Source organism: Desulfovibrio sp. TomC (genome assembly GCF_000801335.2).
GTDB lineage: Bacteria > Desulfobacterota > Desulfovibrionia > Desulfovibrionales > Desulfovibrionaceae > Solidesulfovibrio.
In genome coordinates, this window is sequence record NZ_JSEH01000025.1 from 1 (window position 1) to 22,157 (window position 22,157).

21 protein-coding genes are annotated in these 22,157 nt (G+C 62.8%); 11 read left to right on the forward strand and 10 right to left on the reverse strand.

Annotation, left to right across the window (positions count from 1 at the left end; genetic code table 11):
* Positions 1–206 precede the first annotated feature (206 nt).
* On the forward strand, positions 207–1,214 hold the full coding sequence (locus NY78_RS18415; protein WP_043639324.1) for an acyltransferase family protein: 1,008 nt from the start codon (positions 207–209) through the stop codon (positions 1,212–1,214).
* Between the two features lie 52 nt (positions 1,215–1,266).
* Positions 1,267–2,220, forward strand: coding sequence for a sialate O-acetylesterase (locus NY78_RS18420; RefSeq protein WP_043639326.1), 954 nt, complete (start codon positions 1,267–1,269; stop codon positions 2,218–2,220).
* A 1-nt stretch (position 2,221) separates the two neighbouring features.
* Here the strand turns inward: NY78_RS18420 and murJ are convergent, their stop codons facing one another.
* The 6 genes from murJ to NY78_RS18450 form a co-directional block, all read right to left on the reverse strand.
* Positions 2,222–3,757, reverse strand: coding sequence for a murein biosynthesis integral membrane protein MurJ (gene murJ, locus NY78_RS18425; protein ID WP_043639329.1), 1,536 nt, complete (start codon positions 3,755–3,757; stop codon positions 2,222–2,224).
* Between the two features lie 76 nt (positions 3,758–3,833).
* Positions 3,834–4,679 carry a bifunctional DNA-formamidopyrimidine glycosylase/DNA-(apurinic or apyrimidinic site) lyase gene (mutM, locus tag NY78_RS18430; RefSeq protein WP_043639332.1) on the reverse strand — a complete coding sequence of 282 codons (846 nt, stop codon included), beginning with the start codon at positions 4,677–4,679 and terminating at the stop codon, positions 3,834–3,836.
* A gap of 5 nt (positions 4,680–4,684) precedes the next feature.
* Positions 4,685–5,944 carry a ChaN family lipoprotein gene (locus NY78_RS18435; RefSeq protein ID WP_043639334.1) on the reverse strand — a complete coding sequence of 420 codons (1,260 nt, stop codon included), beginning with the start codon at positions 5,942–5,944 and terminating at the stop codon, positions 4,685–4,687.
* 25 nt (positions 5,945–5,969) lie between these two features.
* Complete coding sequence (locus tag NY78_RS18440; RefSeq protein WP_043639336.1) at positions 5,970–7,235, reverse strand: phenylacetate--CoA ligase family protein; 1,266 nt, start codon at positions 7,233–7,235, stop codon at positions 5,970–5,972.
* A gap of 71 nt (positions 7,236–7,306) precedes the next feature.
* Positions 7,307–8,950 (reverse strand): ATP-binding protein, encoded by a 1,644-nt coding sequence (locus NY78_RS18445; protein ID WP_043639338.1) that lies wholly within the window; start codon positions 8,948–8,950, stop codon positions 7,307–7,309.
* A 32-nt stretch (positions 8,951–8,982) separates the two neighbouring features.
* Positions 8,983–9,888 carry a tRNA (adenine-N1)-methyltransferase gene (locus tag NY78_RS18450; RefSeq protein WP_043639341.1) on the reverse strand — a complete coding sequence of 302 codons (906 nt, stop codon included), beginning with the start codon at positions 9,886–9,888 and terminating at the stop codon, positions 8,983–8,985.
* 141 nt (positions 9,889–10,029) lie between these two features.
* Here NY78_RS18450 and NY78_RS18455 point away from each other — a divergent pair, with 141 nt between their 5' ends.
* The 5 genes from NY78_RS18455 (at position 10,030) to NY78_RS18475 (ending at position 14,820) form a co-directional block, all read left to right on the forward strand.
* Positions 10,030–10,932 (forward strand): radical SAM protein, encoded by a 903-nt coding sequence (locus tag NY78_RS18455; RefSeq protein ID WP_231584039.1) that lies wholly within the window; start codon positions 10,030–10,032, stop codon positions 10,930–10,932.
* Positions 10,933–10,988: 56 nt separating this feature from the next.
* Positions 10,989–12,452, forward strand: a complete 1,464-nt coding sequence (locus NY78_RS18460) for an Rne/Rng family ribonuclease (protein WP_043639481.1) — start codon at positions 10,989–10,991, stop codon at positions 12,450–12,452.
* A gap of 14 nt (positions 12,453–12,466) precedes the next feature.
* Complete coding sequence (locus tag NY78_RS18465) at positions 12,467–13,024, forward strand: epoxyqueuosine reductase QueH (protein WP_043639484.1); 558 nt, start codon at positions 12,467–12,469, stop codon at positions 13,022–13,024.
* Between the two features lie 503 nt (positions 13,025–13,527).
* Positions 13,528–14,466, forward strand: a complete 939-nt coding sequence (gene cbiB, locus NY78_RS18470; protein WP_043639347.1) for an adenosylcobinamide-phosphate synthase CbiB — start codon at positions 13,528–13,530, stop codon at positions 14,464–14,466.
* A gap of 147 nt (positions 14,467–14,613) precedes the next feature.
* On the forward strand, positions 14,614–14,820 hold the full coding sequence (locus tag NY78_RS18475; RefSeq protein ID WP_043639350.1) for a cold shock domain-containing protein: 207 nt from the start codon (positions 14,614–14,616) through the stop codon (positions 14,818–14,820).
* A gap of 76 nt (positions 14,821–14,896) precedes the next feature.
* On the opposite strand, the gene proC is transcribed toward NY78_RS18475, so the two are convergent.
* The 4 genes from proC to NY78_RS18495 all read right to left on the reverse strand — a co-directional run bounded on the left by proC (position 14,897) and on the right by NY78_RS18495 (position 17,928).
* Positions 14,897–15,697: a pyrroline-5-carboxylate reductase gene (proC, locus tag NY78_RS18480; RefSeq protein ID WP_043639353.1), complete on the reverse strand. Its 801-nt coding sequence runs from the start codon at positions 15,695–15,697 to the stop codon at positions 14,897–14,899.
* Positions 15,698–15,701: 4 nt separating this feature from the next.
* A complete protein-coding gene (gene ndk / locus NY78_RS18485) occupies positions 15,702–16,118 on the reverse strand; it encodes a nucleoside-diphosphate kinase (RefSeq protein ID WP_043639356.1) in 417 nt (138 codons plus the stop codon).
* A gap of 84 nt (positions 16,119–16,202) precedes the next feature.
* Positions 16,203–17,438: a DUF190 domain-containing protein gene (locus NY78_RS18490; protein WP_043639359.1), complete on the reverse strand. Its 1,236-nt coding sequence runs from the start codon at positions 17,436–17,438 to the stop codon at positions 16,203–16,205.
* Between the two features lie 112 nt (positions 17,439–17,550).
* Positions 17,551–17,928: a fluoride efflux transporter FluC gene (locus tag NY78_RS18495; protein ID WP_043639362.1), complete on the reverse strand. Its 378-nt coding sequence runs from the start codon at positions 17,926–17,928 to the stop codon at positions 17,551–17,553.
* 249 nt (positions 17,929–18,177) lie between these two features.
* Here NY78_RS18495 and nifU point away from each other — a divergent pair, with 249 nt between their 5' ends.
* The 4 genes from nifU to epsC are packed head-to-tail and all read left to right on the forward strand — an operon-like array spanning position 18,178 to position 22,141.
* Complete coding sequence (nifU, locus tag NY78_RS18500; RefSeq protein ID WP_043639486.1) at positions 18,178–19,026, forward strand: Fe-S cluster assembly protein NifU; 849 nt, start codon at positions 18,178–18,180, stop codon at positions 19,024–19,026.
* Positions 19,023–20,207: a cysteine desulfurase NifS gene (nifS, locus tag NY78_RS18505; RefSeq protein ID WP_043639365.1), complete on the forward strand. Its 1,185-nt coding sequence runs from the start codon at positions 19,023–19,025 to the stop codon at positions 20,205–20,207. Before nifU ends, nifS begins: the two co-directional genes overlap by 4 nt.
* Before the next feature lie 57 nt (positions 20,208–20,264).
* Complete coding sequence (cysK, locus tag NY78_RS18510; protein ID WP_043639367.1) at positions 20,265–21,194, forward strand: cysteine synthase A; 930 nt, start codon at positions 20,265–20,267, stop codon at positions 21,192–21,194.
* On the forward strand, positions 21,194–22,141 hold the full coding sequence (epsC, locus tag NY78_RS18515; RefSeq protein WP_043639370.1) for a serine O-acetyltransferase EpsC: 948 nt from the start codon (positions 21,194–21,196) through the stop codon (positions 22,139–22,141). The genes cysK and epsC overlap by 1 nt, the downstream gene beginning before the upstream one ends.
* The last annotated feature ends 16 nt before the right edge of the window (positions 22,142–22,157 follow it).

Consider the following 22,157-nt stretch of genomic DNA (forward strand, 5'->3'; position numbering starts at 1 on the left):
CGTCGCGGCTGTATCCAATGGTGTGGGAAGATAATCGGAAGGTTCTGGGTAAGTCTATTGCCCGGCAACGACAGAAGCAGCTGGCGGACGTCCCTTTGGGGCACACGATATTTGTCGACTTCGCCGGAAGCTGTGGCCTCACGGCTTGACACATACCCTAACATGAGAAGAATCGGCCTATGTAGTGCCGTCAGGTGATCTTGTCTATGATGTATTCCATTCAGATTTTGCGAATTATCGGTATGTTAATGGTTGTCTATATTCACATTGGTGTCTATATGACGCTTGTTAATAATGTTGGAAACTCAATTTTCCATGCCATTCCAGAAATATTTATGTGTAAAGCATTTATATTTTTTAGCATATCTGGCTTCATAATGAGTTTCCTTATTGATATTGGCTATAAGAATTTTCTTGTCAGGCGAATGCTCCGGGTTTATCCGACGTTTCTTATCGCTTGTACCATAGCCATTGCATTACGCTATATTCTTTTTGACCAACTGCCTGGGCATGATATGTTTTTAGCTGTGACTTTGCTGCCGGTCGGATTTGTGGATTATCCACTCAAAATAGAATGGACGCTCATTTATGAAATCGGATATTACATTATTATAACACCTTTTTCGTTTTCGAAGCTGCGTCGCTATTTTGTCCCTTTTTTATTGGTGTGGGCTGCAGTTATTTTTATTGCTTATTATGCTTCAGGCATCACTACATTTTATGTCTTGCCGCCCTGGAAACGTTTGTTTGTTTCTTTTGTCAATATCTACTTCATTACTGGAGCGCTATCGTATTATGTCGCTAAACATCTCCGCTTTGATTGGTGGCCGATCTACGTTGCTGCAATTATCGCCAGCGCTGCCACAACCGTGATCACTTCGGAGATCTGGAAGCTTGAACCGTACAACATGAAGCAACTCCTCACCTGGAGCCTGTGCAGCGCCGTCACCATCGTGTCCCTGGTCAAGCTCGAAAATCATTTCAAGACACCCTGGATCAAAGCCATAGGGCAATGGGGCGATTACGCCTATGCCGTCTATCTCACCCACGCACTTATTGTCGGGGTCTTCTTCTCCTGGCTCGTCTACCACTTTGGCTGGACCTTGGATAATCGCCACGCCCTGATCGCTTTGGGCCTCATCCTCCTTGTGGGCTACGGGCTGGGGCGTCTTGATGCCTCCATCCACAATTATTTGAAGCGGAAGTTTTCCTGATGGTTGCGGCGTGGGACTTCGGGCTTGGTTGTGTCTCCAAGCGGATTGGCGCATGACTAGGCTGACCCGCGGCCGTCTGCGGCGCGTAGCGGATGCTGTTCTGTTGCTGGCGACCCTTGGGGCGTTGACTTTGGCAGGCATCGAAGTAGCGGCGGATTTGCGTATTGAGCAGGCCCAGGAAGCAGTCAGCCGCCGCATACCGCATTTTTCCGATGCGGACGAAATCATGGGGTACGGCGACACGCAGGGCCGGGAAATGGCGTCGTGCCGGGAATTCGTGGGGAAAAAGCCCCTCGTGCTTCTGGTCCTTGGCCAATCGAACGTGGCCAATGGGGCGCTTGGCGAGTATGTCCCGCTGAGCCGGGTGGGCAATTTTTTTGATGGTCGATGCTTTGTCGCAAAAAATCCGTTGCTGGGTACATCGGGCGAGCGGGCCAGTGTCGTGCTGGATTTTGTCGATGCAGCCGTGGAGCAGGGACTCTTCGACAGTGCCCTCGTCGTCAATCTGGCGAAACAAGGGTCTTCGGTCTACAACTGGTCCCGCCACGGCGATTTGCGCCCCCTGCTTGTGCACACCCTTGATCAGCTCAAGGAACAGGGCCTTGAGGTCAATCTGGTGCTCTACCATCAGGGCGAAGCGGACTGTCTCGTCGCCATGCAGGGGTGGCGCTATGCGCTGGGTTTGCACAATCTCTTTGACGATCTGCGCCGTATGGGGATCGCCGCGCCCATTCTCATTTCCCAGGTCAGCCGGCACAAGACACTCGACTGTCCGGATGCGGACCCGGCTGCCTGTTCCAAAATCTGCCCCGAAATACGCCAAGCCCAGGCCGATAGTGTGAACCCCGCCCAGGGGATTTTTGCCGGGCCGGATACGGACACGGCCGTGCCCGAACGCTTTGACGGGTACCACATGACCGATGCCGGGCGGCAGCGATTTGCCGCCTTGCTCCTGGAGACGGTACGCGGCCTGCCCAGGCCGGGTGGGGGCGCAAGCGGTCGGTAAGCTAGATGTTGCGGCGCAGCCGCCGCAGCGCGAAGTCGGTGAGCATCCTGGCTTCTTCCACCTGAAAGAGCGAGGCGACGCCCATATAGGCCACAGCCCAGCCGCAAATGAGGATCAGGGACAGGTAGGGCCGGCTGGCCGTGGCATAGGCCCCAAAGCCTACGCCAATACTTAAGAGCGTGCCTACAAGCGTGGTGCGCCCGGGGCGAAACCACGTGCCCCCGAGCTTTCGCCGCAAGATGATCCCCAAGATCGCCACATTGACCCAGGACGACACTGACGTGGCCAGGGCCAGTCCCACATGCCCGGTGCTGCCCATGAGCGCCAGACCGGTGACGACATAGACCACCAGGCACACGACGGCAGTGATGGCCGGGGTGCGGGTGTCGGTCAGGGAGAAGTAGGCGGAATAGAGGGGCCGCACGCAGGCAAAGGCCGGCAGCCCCACGCCGTAGGCCACCAGGGCCCCGGCCGTGGCGGCAATGGCGTGTTCGCCAAAGGCCCCGCGACCAAACAGCACCCGCACCATGGGATCAGCCAGGGCAATGAGCCCGGCCGCTGCCGGCAGACATATGAAAAGCGTCAGGCGCAGGGAGGCGTTTAAGGTGGCGGTGAATTCCTCCATCTTTCCGGACGAGGCCAGCTTGGACAGACCCGGCAGGGCCACCGTGCCCACGGCCACGCCAAACACGCCGAGCGGAAACTGCACCAACCGGTCGGCGTAATAGAGATAGGAGATGCTGCCGGTCGGCAGGTAGGAGGCCAGCAGCGTTCCTATGACGATGTTGAGCTGGTAGACCGCTGCGCCAAAGGCTGTCGGCAGCATGAGAAGGCCCATGCGGGCCACGCCTTTGTCGCGAAACGACCAGGGGCCGCGCCAGGAAAAGCCGAATTTCTTCATCTGGGGCTGCTGCATGAACACCTGACCCAGGCCGCCGATAACCACCGACCAGGCCAGGGTGTGGGCGACGTCGAGGTGAAACAGCCAAGCCACGCCGGCCCCTACGATGATGATGGTGTTGAGTTCGGACGTGGCCAGAGCCGGCGCCAGGAAGTGGCCGTAGGAGTTGAGCACGCCCATGCACAGGGCCACGGCCGAGATTTCGATGATATAGGGGAAGACGATGCGCGTGAGGTCCACGGTCAGTTCAAACAGGGCCGGATTGTCGGCAAAGCCCGGGGTGATGAGCCTGGTCAGCGGCCGGGCGAAGATGATGGCCAGGGTGGTCAGGACACCGAGGATGAGGAGCAGCCAGACCATGGCCGAGCGCGGCATGGCAAAGGCTTTTTCATCGCCGACTTCTTCCCGGAGCCGGGAAAAGACCGGCACGAAAGCCATGGTCATGGAACCTTCGGCAAAAAGCCGGCGCATCATGTTGGGCAGGCGGTAGGCCACGTAAAAGGCGTCGGCGGAGATGCCGGCTCCCAGGACATAGGCCAGGATCATATCCCGGAAAAAACCCAGGATTCGGGACAACAAGGTCGCGCCCCCGACAATGGAGGCGTCCTTGGCGATCTGTCTGACGTGGTGCGACATGGTTTATCTCTGTGGGGATGCATTCTTTATGGTATAAAGACGCATCCCCACATTTCTCCTTGGATTCGGTAAATGTTCACTTCTGGCACTGCGGACAAAATGTCGACGTCCGTCCGGCCACTTTGATCGAAATAAGGGCCTTACCGCAGGTCGGGCAGGGCTCCCCGGCCTTGCCGTAGACGGTAAACTGGTGTTGGAAGCCGCCCTCCACGCCGTCGGGTGTGCGGTAATCCCGAATGGTGCTGCCGCCGGCGGCAATGGCCCGGGTGATGACGGCCTGGATGGCGGCAAGCAGTTTCCGGCGTCTGGCCGGGGTCAGGTCCTTGGCCGGCGTGTCGGGCCGGATGCGGGCGGCAAAAAAGGATTCGTCGGCGTAGATGTTGCCGACGCCGGCTATGACGGTCTGATCGAGAATGGCCGCCTTGATGCGGGTGGTCTTGCGGCAAAGGGCCGCCTCAAAGGCCTCGGGCGTCATATCCCAGGGCTCGGGGCCAAGAGAGGCGTAGAATTTCCAGGCGGCCAGCGCATCCGGGGTCGCCAGCCGGGCCGTGCCGAACCGGCGCATGTCGGAAAAAACCAGGGCATTGCCGTCGCCCAGGTGGACGAGCAACCGGGCATGGGCCGGGGGCGCGTCGGCCGACGGGGCGATGTGGAAGCGGCCGGTCATTTTGAGATGGAGCGCCAGCACAATCGGGCTATCCCCTGCAATATGGGGCCTGGGGCCAAGGGCAATGAGCAGCAGCTTGGCCCGGCGGCCGACCGATTCGATCATGCGTCCCACTGCGGCGGCGGCAAAAGCGGCCCGGGTGGCCGGTCCGGCCAGAACCTTGGCGTCGGGCACGTCGATCCCGGTCACCACGCGGCCGGTCAGGCCCGGAGCCAGGGCGCGGGCAATGGTTTCCACCTCGGGAAGTTCTGGCATGGCGGTTATTTTCCGGCCGGCGGCGCGGCGAGCGGGATGGTGATGGTGAGCGTTTCGCCGGCCCGGGAGACGGTCAGCGTGAGGGGATCACCGGCCTTGGCGGCTTCCATGGCGGCCTGATGCAGCACGGCCAGATCGGTGGCCGGATGTTTCCCGGCCGCAGTGACGGCGTCGCCGGCCAGCAGCCCGGCGGTCTCGGCGGCAGAGCCCGGGGCCACGGTTGTTACGAGCAGCGGCGGGACAGGCTGGCCCGGGGCGGGCTGGTCATGGGAAAGCGTCATGCCGAGCCGGCTTTTCTGGATGGCCGGACAGGCGGCAAAAAACGTGGCTTCATCCGGGTCCGGGGCCTCGCCGCCGCGCCAGGGAACAACGGTGACGGTCCTGGCCGACGGATCGTAGACCGCCAGCCGCCGGGCAATGCCCCAGCCGTTCGCCACATGGCCGGCGCCGGCGATGACCACCACCGGGCGGGCGGTCAGGCTGCGGGCCAGGACGGCCCGGGCCGCCATCTGGGTGTCCCACAGGGATTGGACCGCGAGGAAGCTGTCAAAAGGGTCGCGGCCGGGCACAGCCGCTTTGGCGGGGTCGGGGGGCGGTTTGCCCATGGGGCCGTGCTGGGCAAAAAACACGCGCAATTCCTCGACCTGGGCCGGGTGGGGCGGCAGGATGGCCCCGGGGAGCATGGCCCGCTTTGCCGGGGGCAGGGCGTCAAGGCCCAGACGGCCGACCTCTTTGGCCAGTCCGGCGGGAGCGTTCAAGGCGAAAAGGGGCAGCTGATATTCCCGGGCTGCTTCGAAAATGGGGGCATAGAGGGCAAAATCAAAGCCCCAGGTGGTTTTCCAGTCCAGGGCCTGCGGCAGGTCGGCCAGGGACAGGGAACCGGCGTTGAAGGCATCCAGGACGGGCTGCCGGTCGGCCGGGACCATTTCCAGCCCTATGGCCGGGAAAACGCCGGCAGCGGCCAGCCGGCGGATGACGGCGGCCTGAGCCAGGTGGTCGCAGGGATTGGGGTGCTCTTCGCCAAGGAGCATGTAGTCGGCTCCGGCGATATCCCGGGCAAAAACGGCCGGGGGCAGCGGCGCGGCTCCTGCGTCGACAAGGGTTTCCGGGGCGAACTGCGGCGGTGTGGTGTGCTTGGCCACACACCCGGCGCCGAGAGCGGCCAAGGGCAAGAGGGCGGCCACAAAAACGGCCCGCAGGGCGCGGGGGATTCCCGCGCCCCGGAGGGCCGAAGAGGCAGCGATTGCACGGGCCGGCGCGTTCATGCCGTTTGACGTCCGGCGCGCTGGCCTAATCCCACTTGCGTTTGTCTTCGATGGGCTTGATCTGCGGCGGCAGGGTGCCGGGGGCCACCACGGTCAGTCCTGGACGCAGCTTGATCTTCTCCCGGAACTTGTGGAGCAGATCTTCTTCACGTTTGAAGTTGGAGGCCTCGATGATGAGGTTCATCTCGTCGATGCCGCCGGGGTTGGTGACTTCGATCTGCCAGCGCTTGATTTCCTCGAAGCGGGTGATGACCTGCTCGACCTGGTGCGGGTAGACGAACATCCCCTTGATGCGGGCGGTGGTGTCCACGCGTCCGACAATGGAGCCCAGGCGCGGCGAAGTCCGGCCGCAGGGGCAGGGGGCGCGCTCGATGTAAGAGAGGTCGCCCGTGGCCAGACGGATCAGCGGGTAGGTCTTGTTAAAGGCCGTGACCACGATTTCGCCGACCTCGCCGTCCTTGAGCGGAATGCCCGTGTCCGGATGGCAGATTTCGACAAAAGCCCGGTTGGCGATGTGCAGACCCGTCTTGTGGAAGCACTCGTAGCCGATGCAGCCGACATCCGCCGTGCCGTAGCCCTGGCGCATAATGATGTCGAACTTCTTCTCCAGATTGGCCCGCAGCTTTTCGGAGAATTTTTCACCGGTGACGAAGGCCACCTCCAGATACAGGTCTTTGCGCAGATTGAGCCCCATCTCCTCGCCCTTCTGGGCCAGGTGCATGAGGTAGCTCGGGGTGCCGACATAGCCGGTGGCCCGCAGCTTCTGCATGATTTCGAGCTGGGTGGCCGAGTTGCCGGGACCGGCAGGGACCACGGCGCAGCCCAGGTTTTTAAGCGGCTCCTCGAACATGAGGCCGGCCGGCGTGAGATGATAGTTGAAAGTCACCTGTACGAGGTCGCCGGAGCGGAAGCCGCTGGCGTAAAAGCCTTCGGTCCAGCCCCAGTAATCGTCCTCGCGGTCCTCGGGGTCGAAGATCGGTCCGGGGGACAGAAAAATCCGCCGCAACTCGCCCATGTCCTTGGTGAGCAGCCCTCCCAGGCGTGGACCCATGGACTGCAGAAAGATGAGTTCTTTCTTCTTCAGAATGGGTATGTGCTTGAGGTCCGAGAGGGTCTTGAACTTCGAGGCCTGGAACTGGGCGCGGTCAAAGCGCTTTTTGACGTCTTCGGAATACCGGTACGCATACGAGAGCAGATCCTTGATCTGGATCTGGTAGTATTGCCGGCGTTCAGATTCGTCGAGCACTTCCCGGCGGGAAAAAATGCCCTCGGTGCGGTCCTTACGGGTCATGACGGGTCTCCTTGGAGCGAAATCCCGTGGTGGGAAAAAGAGAGGCCTTATAGCGCGCCCAGATGCAAAGATCAAGCAATCCGAGGCGCTCTTCCCGATAAAGTTCGCTGGACCACGGCCAGCAACTCATACCGGGTGACGGGTTTGGCAATGTAATCGGTCATCCCGGCGTCCAGGCCGAGCCGGCGGTCTTCCGGCGTGGAAGAAGCGGAAAGCCCCACGATGGGGATGTCCCGGGGCAGACCCGGAACGAAACCGTTGCGGATGCGGCGGGTGGATTCCAGGCCGCACAGACCGGGCATCTGGATGTCCATGAGCACTAAATCCACGGGCCGGGCGCCCAGGATTTCGAACAATTGTTCGCAGGATGTGGCGATGATCGGCGCGTATCCCCGATCTTCAAGAATGCGGCGGACCAGCAGCTGGGCCACGGGGTCGTCCTCGGCGTACACAATGACCGCTCCCTGGCACAGGGAGGCGCTCCACTCGCCCGCGGCCTGGGTCCCGTCATGCAGAAAGACCGGATCCTGGGGCGAGGGGCGGCGCAGCCTGGCGGTGAAAAAGAACTCGCTGCCAAGGCCCAGCGTACTTTCAAGGCGCAGGCTGCCGCCCATTTTCTCCACGATCTCCTTGGAGATGGCCAGCCCCAGGCCTGCCTGGGCGTAGCGTTTGCTCAGAAATGGTTCGCCGATGGTGAAATGCTCGAAAATGCCGGCCTGCCTGTCCGGGGAGACGCCGATGCCTGTGTCGCGCACGGCGAAACGGACGGGTACGACGTCGGCCGGGCCGGCGTCTGCCGGTTCAATCGACACCCGGACGGCGATAGAGCCGCGCTCGGTATATTTGAGCGCATTGTGGATCAGGTTGAGCAGCACCTGACGCAGGCGCTGGGCGTCGCCGACCAGAAACTGCGGCGTATCGTCGGCGACGACGGCCTGAAAATCCAGACCGCGGGCGGCGGCGTCCTCGCCGCACATGGTAAAAAGCGCCCCCAGGGTGGCGCGCAGGTCGAAGACTTCCTCGGCCAGGGTCAGGCGGCCGGCGGTGATGGTGGTCATGTCGAGCAGGGCGTTTATGACGCCGAGCAGCTGGTTGGAGGCGTTCATGGCCAGTTCCAGGAACTGGCGGCGGCGCTGGTCTTCCTCACTTTGCAGCAGAAGGCTCAGCATCCCCATGATGCCGTTTAAAGGTGTTCGCAGTTCATGGCTCATGTTGGCCAGAAACAGTTCCTTGGCCGCGCCGGCCTTGGCGGCTGAACCGGCAAAAGCGGCAAATTCCTGATAAAACGCCTGCAAGGTGGTCTGGCGCTCCGCCGACAGACAGGGAACGAGGTGCAGGGCGGCGTCGGCGGCGGCGCTGCGTCCGAACAGATCCTGCCGGTCGGCCGGATTGGTGAAGTAGGGGCCAAGGGTCAGGACACCGGAGGCGCCGTCACGAAGCGGCAGAGCAAACCGGCGCAAGGTCATGCCCAACGGACACAGGACATGGGGGGGGCTGCCGTCTGATGGAATCTCCGCGTCCTGAAGCAATGGACAGGGGCCGCGATCGGCAAACTCCCGGTGCAGGATGCTATGCGCCTCGGTCCCGGGGTCCGGCCACACCGAAGTCTGGCCGGCGGATCGCACGGTGACCGGAATCCCGAGCAGGCTGGTCAGGGGGTCAAGCAGCCGTTTCAGGGAAAGGGGGGTGTCGGCGCACAGTACATCTTTTGCCATGCTAATACCCTTAGCCGCATCCCCCCTGGAGGTCAATCGGCTGGGCCGGGAATGTGCGACGCGTCTGCCTGGGTCTGTCCGGGAGCGTCGAGAGCGTCGAGGGAGTCGGGGAAATCAGCCGGCGGCAGCGGGGGGCACACGTCCCGGCCGCCGTGGCGGGCAAAGACGAGAAATCCGGTGTGGGCCACCATGCGGTCTTCGGGGCGCAGACGCTCGGGTACGGGCTTGTAGCGGCGCACCAGAATTTCCAGCACCTCAATGTCTTCGAAGGGGGACTTCTCCATGGCCCAGAGCAGTTCGCTGATCTGGTTGGTGGTGGGCAGCAGGAACCCGACCGGCGCGCCGGGACGCACCACGGCCGCAGCCTGGTCCAGATAATCCCAGGGCGTGCGCACGTCGAGAAAGAGCGCGTCGGCATCGGTTGGGTCGGTTTGCGGATCGCCCTTGGTCACGGAATCCGGGTAAAAGCCCTCGGCGATGTCGCAGTTGTGGCGCGAAACCCGGTGGCCAAGGCCCACGGCGTCGAGGTTCTCGCCGGAAAGGGCGTAGAATTCCGGCCGTTTTTCAAAGGTATAGACCCGGCCGGTGTCGCCCACGTGCCAGGCCAGGGCCAGCGTCAGGCCGCCTGAGCCGCTGCCGGATTCCACCACCCGCACCCCGGGGCCGATGCCCAATTTTAAAATGACGTAGCCGATTTCTTTGGGGTACATGATCTGGGTCGAGCGTTTGACCCCTTTGATCAGATCATAGGTGGACGGACGCAGGATGCGAAAGACGTGGCCGATGTGGGTGGTCACGGCGCCGCCGCTGCCGGCGCGCTCCACGTCGCTGAACCGGATCATGCCTTCCTGGGTATGGAGCACGGTTTCCGGGTCAAAACGCCGCAGATATCGCTTGCCCTTGGGAGAGACCAGAAGTATCAAATCGCCCTGTTTCACATGTCACCCCGTCGTGGTATATTGGGTCGAGGCCCTTGACCATGCCGGGACGCGCCTGTCAAGTGTGCCCGCGGCAAGGAGGATCGCGCCACGAACCCTCTGCAGTATGTTTTCGGCCCGGTCAGATCGGGTCGCCTTGGCGTGTCGCTGGGCCTGGACCTGCTTGGCGCACGGATCTGCACGTTTGATTGCCTCTACTGCGAGGCCGGCGTCACCGAGGCCCTGACCACCGTCCGAAAGCCCTATGTTCCGGCCAGGCGCATCCTGGACGAGTTGGCAGCCTGGAAGGCTGCCGGCCACGCCATGCCCGACGTCGTGACGCTGGGGGGACTTGGCGAACCCTGCCTCAATACGGACCTCGGCGACATCATCGCCGGGACCAAAGAACTTTTCCCCGACATCCCTGTGGCCGTGCTCACCAATTCGAGCCTGACCCCTGATCCGGACGTCCGGGGAGCACTGTGCGCCGCCGACCTGGTCCTGCCCTCCATGGACACGTTGGTCGCCTCCGAGTACCGTCGCCTGAACCGCCCCCAGGCCGCCATCGGCCTGGACGCCATCCGACGGGGCCTGCTCGATTTTCGGGCCATGTACGGCGGATCGATCTTTCTCGAAGTGCTTCTTTTGGCCGGTCTCAATGATACGGCCGAAAACCTTGAGCTTTTGCAGGGGTTTTGCCGGGAACTGGCGCCCACCCGGGTGGATGTCGTCACCATGTCCCGGCCCGGAGCCTATGCCGGCGCGTCGGCTGTTTCGCGCGAGGTCCTCGACCGTTTTCGCGAGGTCCTCGGCAGTGCCGACGCAGCAACGACCGTGTCCGGCAACGCTGCCGGACACGGGCCGACGGCCCTGATCGGCCGGCATTCGGAGGAGCTTGCGGCCCGCATCGCCGCCTCCGTGGCCCGTCGCCCCCAGACCGAGGAAGGGCTGGCTGCCGGACTCGACGTGCCTGTTACGCAGGTGCGCCAGGCCCTTGCCGCCCTCCTGCGGACCGGTTCGGTTCGCAGACAGCCAGGTGAGGATGATTTTTTCTATTCCGGATGACCGGATAAACAAAATTTTGCCCGGACGATTGCGTCCTGGCAGGGAGTTTCATGGAAATGAGCAGAGGAAAGAAACGCAAGCAGAAAATGTTTATCAGCGTGCTGCCCGGCGAACAGGTCGAGGTGGCCGTGGCCGAAGATGGCCTGCTGCTTGAATATTACGTGGAGATGGTCCATCAGGCCAAGACCCGGGGCCATATCTACAAGGGCAAGATCCATAACATCGATCCGGCCCTGCAAGCGGCGTTTATCAATTACGGCGCGGATCGAAACGGTTTTTTGCAGATCGACGAAGTCCACCCCGAGTACTACCAGATCGTGCAGTCCGGCGGCGACCGTCGGCCCAAATATCCGCCCATTCAGAAGGCGCTGAAAAAGAATCAGGAGCTGCTTGTCCAGGTGGTCAAGGAGCCGACCGGCCATAAGGGCGCGTTTTTAACCACCTATCTTTCCCTGCCCGGCCGTTATTTCGTCCTGACCCCGGGGCGCGAGCAGCGGGGCGTGTCGCGCAAGATCGAGGACGAGGCCGAGCGCAAGCGCCTTAAAGAAGTCATTTCCGGCCTCAAGCTCGACGAGGGGCTGGGGCTTATTGTGCGCACCGCCGCCCTGTCCCAGTCCAAGACGTCGCTTGAGCGCGATTTGTCGTACTTGAAGCGTCTGTGGAAGGAAGTGCGCCAGCGCGGCACCACCGCCGACACCCCGAGCCTGATCTACCAGGAGCTGGACCTGTCCTCCCGGGCCGTGCGCGACTACCTCACCGACGACGTGGGCGAAATCTGGGTGGATGAACCGGAAACCGCCAAACGCGTGTCCGAAATGGCGGCCCTGGTCTATCCGCGTCGTCCCGGCATCGTCAAACAGCACAACGACATCGATATTCCATTGTGGGACCGCTTCAATCTGCGCAAGCAGATCGAGCAGCTCTATGGCCGGGAAGTGACCCTGCCAAGCGGCGGGGTGCTGGTCTTTGACCACGCCGAGGCCCTGACCGCCGTGGACATCAACTCCGGCAAGATCGGCGGCGAATCGAATTTCCGCGAGATGGCCCTTAAGACCAACATCGAGGCCTCGGAAGAAGTCGCCAGACAACTGCGCCTGCGCGACATCGGCGGCCAGGTGGTCATCGATTTTATTGAGATGAAGGACCGAAAGCACGTAGCCGAGGTGGAAAAAACCTTGCGGGCGGCCTTTAAAAACGATCGGGCGCGCACGGATGTGGGCCGCATCTCCCGCTTTGGCCTGCTTGAAATCGTGCGCCAGCGCCTGGGGTCTTCGGCCCTGTCCATCACTTCCGAACCCTGCCCCTGCTGCAACGGTTCCGGCCAGCGCCGCAACCACGAGTGGCAGGCGCTCACCGTGCTCAAAGACGTCTACCGCCAGTTGCGCAAAGACACCGGCCAGGACTCGGTCACGGCCAAGGTGTCCGAGGAACTCGCCTTGTACATGCTCAACAACAAGCGGGTGCGCCTTTCGGCCATGGAAGAGGAATTTAAAAAGAAGATCAACATCCTCGCGCTCTGAGCCGTCGTGTGGCCATGGCCGACCGGATGTTGCTCCATATCTGCTGCGGCCCGTGCGCCATTGCCCCGCTTTTGCGCCTGACCGAGGCCGGCCTGGATGTTGTCGGGCTTTTTGCCAACGACAACATCCAGCCCGCCGCCGAGTGGCTGCGTCGCCGAGACGGCGCGGCCCGGGTGGCCGCGCGTTTTGGGATCGAACTTTTCATCGACGACTACCATCCCGTGCCCCACATGGTCCGGTCCCTGGCCGACCCGGCCGGACGCTGCCGGCCATGCTGGGCCGAGCGTCTGGACCGGACAGCGGCCAAGGCCCGGGAACTGGGCTGCCGCGCCTTCACCTCCTCGCTCCTCTACAGCAAATACCAGGACCACGCCGCCATCACTGCCCTTGGCCAGGAGGCGGCCGACCGCCATGGCCTGCCCTTTGCCTACGCCGACTACCGCGTCCACTGGGACGAGGGCATTGCCCTGTCCCGGGAGTGGGACATCTACCGCCAGCCCTACTGCGGCTGCATCCTCAGCGAACTCGACCGCTACGCCAAAAAACTGCGCCGCCCGCCGGATATTGGGTAAGAGCGAAGAGAAAGAGTGCCTCCGGCGGCCGGGGGGATAATCCCCCCGGACCCCTTGATGGGAGAAGTTTTTCAAGGGATTGTTGGCGGTGGCCGGCAATCCGGTGGGCTCTGGACCGGAACGACCGAAGCAGACCCTTGGCAGGACCACCGTTGCTCCGGCGGCCGGAGGGGATGATCCCCCGGACACCTGCAACGGGAGACGTGTTCAAGGGGGTCGTGGCGCGGGCAGGCAATGTGGTCGGTTGCGGATCAGGGCGGCTGTAATACGGGCTTGACGGACATCCCCGTTACTCCGGCTACCAAAGAGCAGCGCTCTTTGGAAGCCCGTCCGGGGGCGTTGGATTTGCCTGTGCGCGGCTGTGCTGCCCCCTGTTGGCGATACTTGAGACGAGGCCTTGTTTTTAAGACAGCGTTTCCATTTTTCCTGGAGTCCAGGGCCGGGCCGTCGCCTGATCGTGGACTCCATCTGTCGCATCACCACCACAATGATTGGAAAACCGCATGAATCCACTGCTGTTGCTCCCCTTGGCCGTCATTTTTGACCTGCTCTTGGGCGACCCGCCCGGTTGGCCTCATCCGGTGCGGGCCATCGGCTGGTGCTATGCCCGCTGCGACGCCCTGGCCGACCGGCGGGGCTGGCGTAATCGCCTTTGGGGAGCCGTCTGCGTCATAGCCGTGGCTGCCGGCAGCGCCGGTCTGGTCTGGGCGGCATGCCGGCTGCCTTTCCTTGGCTCGCTGTGCGCCCTCTATTTCGCCGTTGCCGGTCTGGCTCTGGGGAGCCTCTTGGCCGAGGGCCGGAAAGCGGCACGGTTCTTGATTGCTGGTGACATTGAAGCCGCCCGCACTGTTGTGGGCGGGCTGGTCAGCCGGGACGTGACGGAGCTTTCTGCGCCGGACCTGTGGCGGGCCTTGGCCGAATCCGTGGCCGAGAACGCCAATGACGGGTTTGTCGCGCCGCTGTTCTGGCTGGCCCTGACCGGTCCGGCCGGATTGTGGGCCTATAAAGCCGTGTCCACGGCCGACTCCATGTGGGGCTATCGAACAGTGCGCTACACGGATTTCGGCTGGTTCGGAGCCAGGGCCGACGATGTGCTGGCCTGGCTGCCGGCCCGGCTCACCGCAGCCGCCATGTGGCTGGCGGCCGGCCTGCTGGGCCTTGGGCGGGGCGTGCGTCTGGCCGATATCGCCCGCGATGCCGCCGCCAGCGCCAGCCCCAATGCCGGCTGGCCCATGGCTGCTGCGGCCTGGCTGTGCGGCGGCGGCATGGGCGGTCCGTCGCGATATTTCGGGCAACTGGTTGAAAAGCCCCGTCTCGGGCCGTCCGTCGGGGTTTGGGACGCCCAGCGTTACCGATTGTTGAGCAGATTGGTATTGTTTACAGGATGTATTGTTGTGGTGGGAACTGTTTCTTTGCGAAGCATTCTCGTCTTGTTTGTATAGTCGTCGGAATTGAATGCTGTTCTCATCCAATCCTCAGTCGTTCGGTCTGCTTTGTTTATTTAATACACACGAAAATGGTTTTTTATTGACGACATTCCATTTTGGGTGATAGGAGATAAAGTACGATTTTTTCAGGAGGGCAGACGTATGGCATTCGAAGGCACCGTGAAGTGGTTCAGTGACAAAAAGGGTTATGGATTTATCATGCGCGAGGGCGAAGATGACGTCTTCGTCCATTACTCTTCCATTGAAGGCGAGGGATTTCGCACGCTGCGCGAGGGCGAGGAAGTATCCTTTGAGATCCTTCAGGGTGAACGCGGACCCAAGGCTACGAATGTAGTGCGGCCTGCGTAACTGCAGCGAAGCGATACAAAAGAAAAGCCCCCGTCGGATGTTTCCGACGGGGGCTTTGTTACGATTATGCGTCGAATTATGCGCCAAGGGCTGCGGAGCGGTCCTTGGAGGCTGCGGCCGCGTCAATAATGGCCGCGCGCACGGCCTTGCGATCGAGGTGCATGAGCGCCTCGATGGTGGTGCCGGCCGGCGAGGTCACCATCTCGCGCAACACGCTGGGATGCAGGCCCGTTTCAACCGCCAGCTTGGCCGTGCCCTCGAACAGGCCGAGCACGATGTCCGTGGACTTGTCCCGGGCAAAGCCCATGAGCACCCCGGATTCGATGAGCGCCTCCATGAAGTAGAGCACGTAGGCCGGACCGGAACCGGCCAGACCGGTGAAGGCGTCGAAGAATTTTTCTTCCAGCACGGAGGTGCGCCCCAGGGCGGCAAAGAGCGTGGCGACGAAGTCCTTCTGGCCGGCGTCCAGGGCCGGATCGTCCAGGCACAGGGCGAACTGGCCCGCGCCGACCAGGGCCGGGGTGTTGGGCATGACCCGCACCACCGGACACTTGCCGCCGGAGAGTTCCCGCAGTTTCGCCATGGTCACGCCGGCCACGATGGACACGATGACCGTTTCCGGACCCAGATGCGGGGTCAACTGGGCCATGGCCCCGGCCAGATACTGGGGCTTGACGCACAAGACGAGGTAGTCGCTCACGGCCGCCAGATCTTCGGGGGTGACTGCAGCCTTGGCCAGCTTCTCGCCGGCCAGGGCCGCGACCTTGGCGGCATCGACGTCGTAGGCCACGGCCGAAACGTCGGGGACAGCGGCCAGACCTTTTATGATGGCTGCGCCCATGTTCCCCGCGCCGAGAAATCCGATGACGGCGGCCATGGCCTTAGCCCACCATCTCAAGCGTGCTGAAGTAGTAGGCAGTCTCGAAGGCGGCCGTCTCAGGGGCGTCGGAGCCGTGGACGGAGTTCTTCTCGATGTCCAGGGCGTAGCACTTGCGAATGGTGCCTTCCTCGGCATTGGCCGGGTTGGTGGCGCCCATGAGCTTGCGGTACTTGGCAATGGCGTCGTCGCCTTCGAGGATGGACACGACCACCGGGCCGGAGATCATGAAATCGACCAGGCTGCGGAAAAACGGGCGTTCCTTGTGCACGGCGTAAAAGCCTTCGGCCTCGGCGGCGGAGAGCTGGATCATCTTCATGGCCACGACTTTGAGGCCGGCGTCCTGGATCATTTTGAGAATGGCTCCGGACAGATTGCGCGCAACGGCGTCGGGCTTGATGATGGAAAGGGTACGTTCCATGGTATGGCTCCTTGCTGGTTTTTGGCTGCGGACGGTAAAGCCCGGCGAGGCGGGCCTTACCGCGAATCGGCCGGCAAGGCAAATCTATCCCGTCCGGCCGGCAATGACCTGCAAAAGCGTCTCCCGGTCCACCATGCCGACGAGGCGGTTGCCATCGCTCGTGACCACCAGTCGTTTGACGTGGTGGGCGAGCATGGCTTGCAGCACGTCCATGAGCGAGGCGTCTTCGGGCACACTGTGAACTGTTGGCTGCATGACCTCGCGCACCGTGCCGGTCGGGCAGGCGTCGTCGGCCGGCTTTTTGCCGAAAAGCGCTTGAAAAAGTCCGGGTTTACGCTCCGGCCCGCACCGGGCGAGCAGGTCGCCGTCGTGGACGATGCCCACAACCGCGCCGGATTTGTCCACGACGACCACCCGGCGAAGCGGCGAGGCCACGAGCTTGGCCACGACCCCGGGCAGGGCGTCGTCCGGGCCGGCTGTCGGCACATCGGTGAACATGACGTCGCGGGCCTGCTGCAACAGGCCGGCCGTGAAACGCGGCAGGGCAACGGCTGTCCCGGCCGGCACCTTGGCGGCCGCGCGCAGGATGTCGGCCCGGCTGACGATGCCGATGAGCTCCCCGGCCTCGTTGACCACCGGCAGACGCTTGAGTCCCTTTTTGACCATGCGCTGGGAGGCCTCGCGCAGGCTGGCCAATTCGCCGATGGTCTGCGCCGGCGCAGACATGACGTCCCGGGCCGTGCGGCCGGAGAGCAGGGCGGCGGCCTCTTCCCGGGCGCCGCGGGGGAGCAGGCCGTAGACCGAGAGCCGGGCCGCAAGCCCTCCCCGGGTGAGCAGATCGCCGCCGGTCACGATGCCAAGGACCCGGCGTCCGGCGTCCAGCACTGGCACGGCCTTGACGTTTCGGGCCAAGAGCAGGTCGACCACATCGGCCAGGAGCGCGTCCGGGCCGACGGTGGCCACATCAGAGGCCATAACGTCGCGCACCCGCACCGGACAATGGAACCGGGCGGTCATCGGCAGCCGGGCAATCAGTCCGCCCTTGGCCAGGGCCTCGAGGCGCGGCAGCAGGGCCTCGATGCGATCCGGGCGGTCGGCGATTTCAACGACCATGGGCAGGTCTTCGGACAGGCGCAAAATCTTGGCGGTATGCACCAGACTGCCGGCCCCGAATCCGAGTACACCGCGCAGCACCGTGGCCCCGGCCGCACCGTGCCGCCGGGCTTCCTCCACCAGCAGTTCATAGACCGGCCGGCCGTCCACGCGGTCGGATTCGCCGCAATAGATCCGCACCAGTTCGATTTCGACGTATTCCGACATTGTGTTATACCTCCATCAGTATCCCAATAAAACAGAGCATTGCTTCAGACTCGCCCGAGGGACCGGGGGGCGGCGGGGCCTGGGGCAACGATCCGGTCTTACGGCCTCGAGCCTATAACAGCCGGCCAAGCAGCAGACCGCCGAACATTGCGGCAAATCCCAACACGGTCTGAAAACCCACATTGGCCAGGGCCGGCAGGATGCGGCCGTCTTCCAGAAAGGCGCTGCTTTCAAAAATGAAGGTGGAAAAGGTTGTAAACGCGCCCATGAAGCCTGTAAGCAGGACAAGGCGGGATTCGGTGCGCAAGAGCATTCGTTCGCCGCCAAGCTCCCATACCAGGCCAAACAGAAAGCAGCCGAGGATATTGACGACCGCCGTGCCCCAGGGAAAATCCCGGCCGGCCACTTCGTAGACCACCCCGGAGAGCCAGTAGCGGGCCAGGGTGCCGGCCGCTCCGGCCAGGGCGACGAGGGCCAGTTTTTCGAACATAAGGCTTCCTCCGCAACAGAGACTTCAGGCATCACGCATCGGGCCGGGCCGGATGATTTCCGGTTAATCCATACGCCCGGGGCGAAAAAGCGTAAAGAGCGCGGTTGACTATCCGAACCTCATCGTTATGGTATGAATTTCCTGCCGCTCTTTGAAAAAAACGGGCCCCGCCCCTTTTCGCAAGTTGCCCTTTGCGGCATACACTGGCGTTGCGCCAATCGGCCCACAGCCGATGAAACGGAGGTCACTATGTGGGAATATACAGATAAAGTCAGGGATCATTTTCTCAATCCGAGAAATGTCGGCAGTCTTGAGGACGCCAATGCCGTGGGCGAGGTCGGCTCGCTGGCCTGCGGCGACGCGCTCAAGCTTTTTCTCAAGATCAACGACGCCGGGGTCATCGAGGACGCCCGGTTTCAGACCTTCGGCTGCGCCTCGGCCATTGCCTCCAGTTCGGTTTTGACCGAACTGCTCAAGGGCAAGACCATTGAGGAAGCCCGGGCGTTGACCAACAAGGACATCGCCGACGATCTGGGCGGGCTGCCCAAGGAAAAGATGCACTGTTCGGTCATGGGCCAGGAAGCCTTGGAAGCGGCCTTGGCCGATTATCTGGGCGAGAAGGCCCCGGCCCATGAGCCTGAGGGCGAGCTGGTGTGCAAGTGCTTCGGCGTCTACGACGGCCAGATTCGCCGGGCCATCCGGGAAAACAAGCTGACCACCGTCGAAGAGGTCACGGACTTCACCAAGGCCGGCGGCGGCTGCGGCGATTGCCTGGAAAAGCTGGCCGGCATCCTGGCCGAGGAACTGGGACAGGCAGCGGCCAAGCCGTTGGTCGAATTGCAGGTGAAGCGGCCCATGACCAATCTGGAGCGGGTCAAGCTCGTGACCAAGGTAATGGAAGAGGAAATCCGTCCGAACCTGAAAAAGGACGGCGGCGACATCGAACTGGTGGACATTGACGGCACCACGGTCTTCGTTTCCCTGCGCGGCGCCTGCAAGGGCTGTCCGAGCAGCAACGTGACGCTGACGGAATTCGTCCAGAAGCGGTTGCAGGAACTGGTCGATCCGGCCATCACGGTCAAGGGGGCGGGAAAATGAAGCCGGTTTATTTCGACAACAACGCCACGACCATGGTGGCTCCGGAAGTTGTGGCCGAGATGTTGCCGTTTTTGTCCGAATATTACGGCAATCCGTCGAGCATGCATTCCTTTGGCGGCCAGGTCGGGACGAAGCTCAAAGAGGCGCGAAGCGCCATTGCCGGGGTGCTTGGCTGCCAGCCCGAGGAGCTGATTTTTACCTCCTGCGGCTCCGAGGGCGACAACACCGCCATCTTAAGCGCCCTGGCCGCCCAGCCGGACAAGCGCCATATCGTCACCACCCGGGTGGAGCATCCGGCGGTCCTCAGTCTGGCCAAGCATCTGGAAGAAAAAGGCTATGAGGTGACGTATCTCGGCGTGGACGAAAAAGGCCGGCTGAACCTTGATGAACTGGGCCAAGCCATCCGCAAGGATACGGCTATCGTCTCCATCATGTACGCCAACAATGAAACCGGCGTGATTTTTCCGCTGCCCGAGATTGCGGCCCTGTGCAAGGCGCGCGGCGTGTTGCTCCATACCGACGCGGTCCAGGCCGTGGGCAAGGTCGCCATCGACCTGTCCAAACTGCCCGTGGACATGCTGGTCCTCTCCGGCCACAAGCTCCATGCCCCCAAGGGCGTGGGCGTCCTTTTCGTGCGCAAGGGCACGCCGTTTCGCCCGTTTCTCATCGGCGGCCACCAGGAACGCGGCCGTCGGGCCGGGACCGAGAATACCGCCGGCATCATTGCCCTGGCCAAGGCCATGACCCTGGCCAAGGAGCATATGGCCGAGGAAAACACCCGGGTGAAAGCCCTGCGCGACCGCCTCGAAGCCGGCATCCTGGCCGCCGTGCCCCATGCCCAGATAAACGGCGACACCGAGCATCGGCTGCCCAACACCACAAGCATTGCCTTTAAGTTCGTTGAAGGCGAAGCCATCCTGCTCATGCTCGACCAGTACGGCATCTGCGCCAGCTCCGGCTCGGCCTGCACCTCGGGCAGCCTCGAACCCTCCCACGTGCTGCGGGCCATGGGCGTGCCGTTCACCTACGCCCACGGTTCCATTCGATTCAGCCTCTCGCGTTACACCACCGAGGCCGACGTGGATCTGGTGCTGGAGAAATTGCCGGGCATCATCGAAACCCTGCGGCGCATGTCGCCGTTTCGCGAAGAAGACGCTGCCAAACCTGCCTGCACCTGCTAATGTCGGGACGCAGTCCTGGCAACGCTCCAGGGCTGCGTCCGGGCAACAGGAGTCATCATGCACGTATACAATGACATGACCGAACTGGTGGGCGCGACGCCCATGGTGTGGCTCACACGGCTGGCCGAGGGCTGTTCGGCCCGGGTGGCGGCCAAGCTGGAATCGTTTAATCCGTGTTCGTCGGTCAAGGACCGGATCGGCGTGGCCATGATCCGGGCGGCCGAGCGCGAGGGGCGCGTCGGGCCAGGCACGGTGGTGGTGGAGCCGACGTCGGGCAATACCGGCATCGGGCTGGCCTTTATGTGCGCGGTGCGCGGCTACCGGCTGCTTTTAACCATGCCCGAGTCCATGAGCGTGGAGCGGCGCACCCTGCTTAAGGGATTTGGGGCCGAATTGGTGCTGACTCCGGCGGCCAAGGGCATGACGGGCGCGGTCGAACGAGCGCGCGAACTCGTGGCCGAGATTCCCGGGGCCTTTATGCCCATGCAGTTTGCCAATCCGGCCAACCCGGATACCCATGCCCAGACCACCGGCCCGGAAATCTGGGAAGACACCGACGGCGCAGTGGATATCTTTGTGGCCGGCGTTGGCACCGGCGGCACCATTACCGGCGTTGCCCGGGCGCTCAAGGCCAAGAAGCCGGCAGTTCGGGCCGTGGCCGTGGAACCGGCCGCCTCGCCGGTGCTGTCCGGTGGCAAGCCGGGGCCCCACGCCATCCAGGGCATTGGCGCGGGTTTTATTCCCGAGGTCTTGGACCGAAGCCTCGTGGATGAAGTCTTCACCGTGGAAAACGAGGCGGCCATGGCCATGGCCCGGCGGCTGTTGCGCGAGGAGGGCATCTTGTGCGGCATCTCGTCCGGGGCCAATGCCTATGCCGCCCTGGAGATTGCCAAGCGCCCGGAGAATGCCGGCAAGGTGGTCGTTTTTATCGTTTGCGACACGGGGGAGCGCTATCTCTCCACGCCGCTTTTTACCGAGGGGGTCTGATGCCTGCCGATTCGATCCGGCTGCCCCGCCCCAAACGGCGTACGCCGGTGGAGTGGGTCACGGAAATGCTGTGCGAGGAGGCCTCCTACCAGAAGGTCTACCATCGGCCGCTGCATGACGAGCCCATGCCGTCGGTGGCGGTCCTGGAAGAGGTCATGGAACGGCTGCGCGGCGCGATCTTTCCCGGCTATTTCGGCCATTCCGACGTCGCGCCGGAAAATATGCGCTTTCATATCGGGGCCAGCCTGGACGCGGTCTACAAGCTCCTGACCGATCAGGTCCGGCGCGGACACTGTTTTTTTTGCGAAATAAACGAGGCCGGCAATTGCCAGGAATGCCAGGAGCGGGCCGAGCGGCTGGTGGGGGATTTCCTCATGCGCCTGCCCGACATCCGCGAGGCCCTGGCCGAGGACGCCCAGGCCGCCTATGAGGGCGACCCGGCCTCGCGTTCCCCCGGCGAGACGATTTTCTGTTACCCGAGCCTGACCGCGCTCACCCACCACCGGGTGGCTCATGAGTTGCACAAGCTTGGCGTGGATCTCATTCCGCGCATCATCTCCGAGATGGCCCATTCCCGCACCGGCATCGACATCCACCCCGGGGCCACCATCGGCCGGCGGTTTTTTATTGACCACGGCACCGGCACGGTCATCGGCGAGACCTGCATCATCGGCGACAACGTGCGGCTCTATCAGGGCGTCACCCTTGGGGCCAAGAGTTTTCCCAAGGATGAGGCCGGGGTGCTGGTCAAGGGCATTGCCCGCCATCCGGTCGTCGAGGACGATGTGGTGATCTACGCCGGGGCCACGGCCCTGGGGCGCATCACCATTGGCAAGGGTGCGGTCATCGGCGGCAATGTCTGGGTGGTGGACGACGTTCCGGCCGGGGCGCGCATTGCCCAGCAAGGTCCTGGCGGCGTGCTTATCCGCGACGGCGCGGGCATCTGACCCGTCTTTTTCCCCA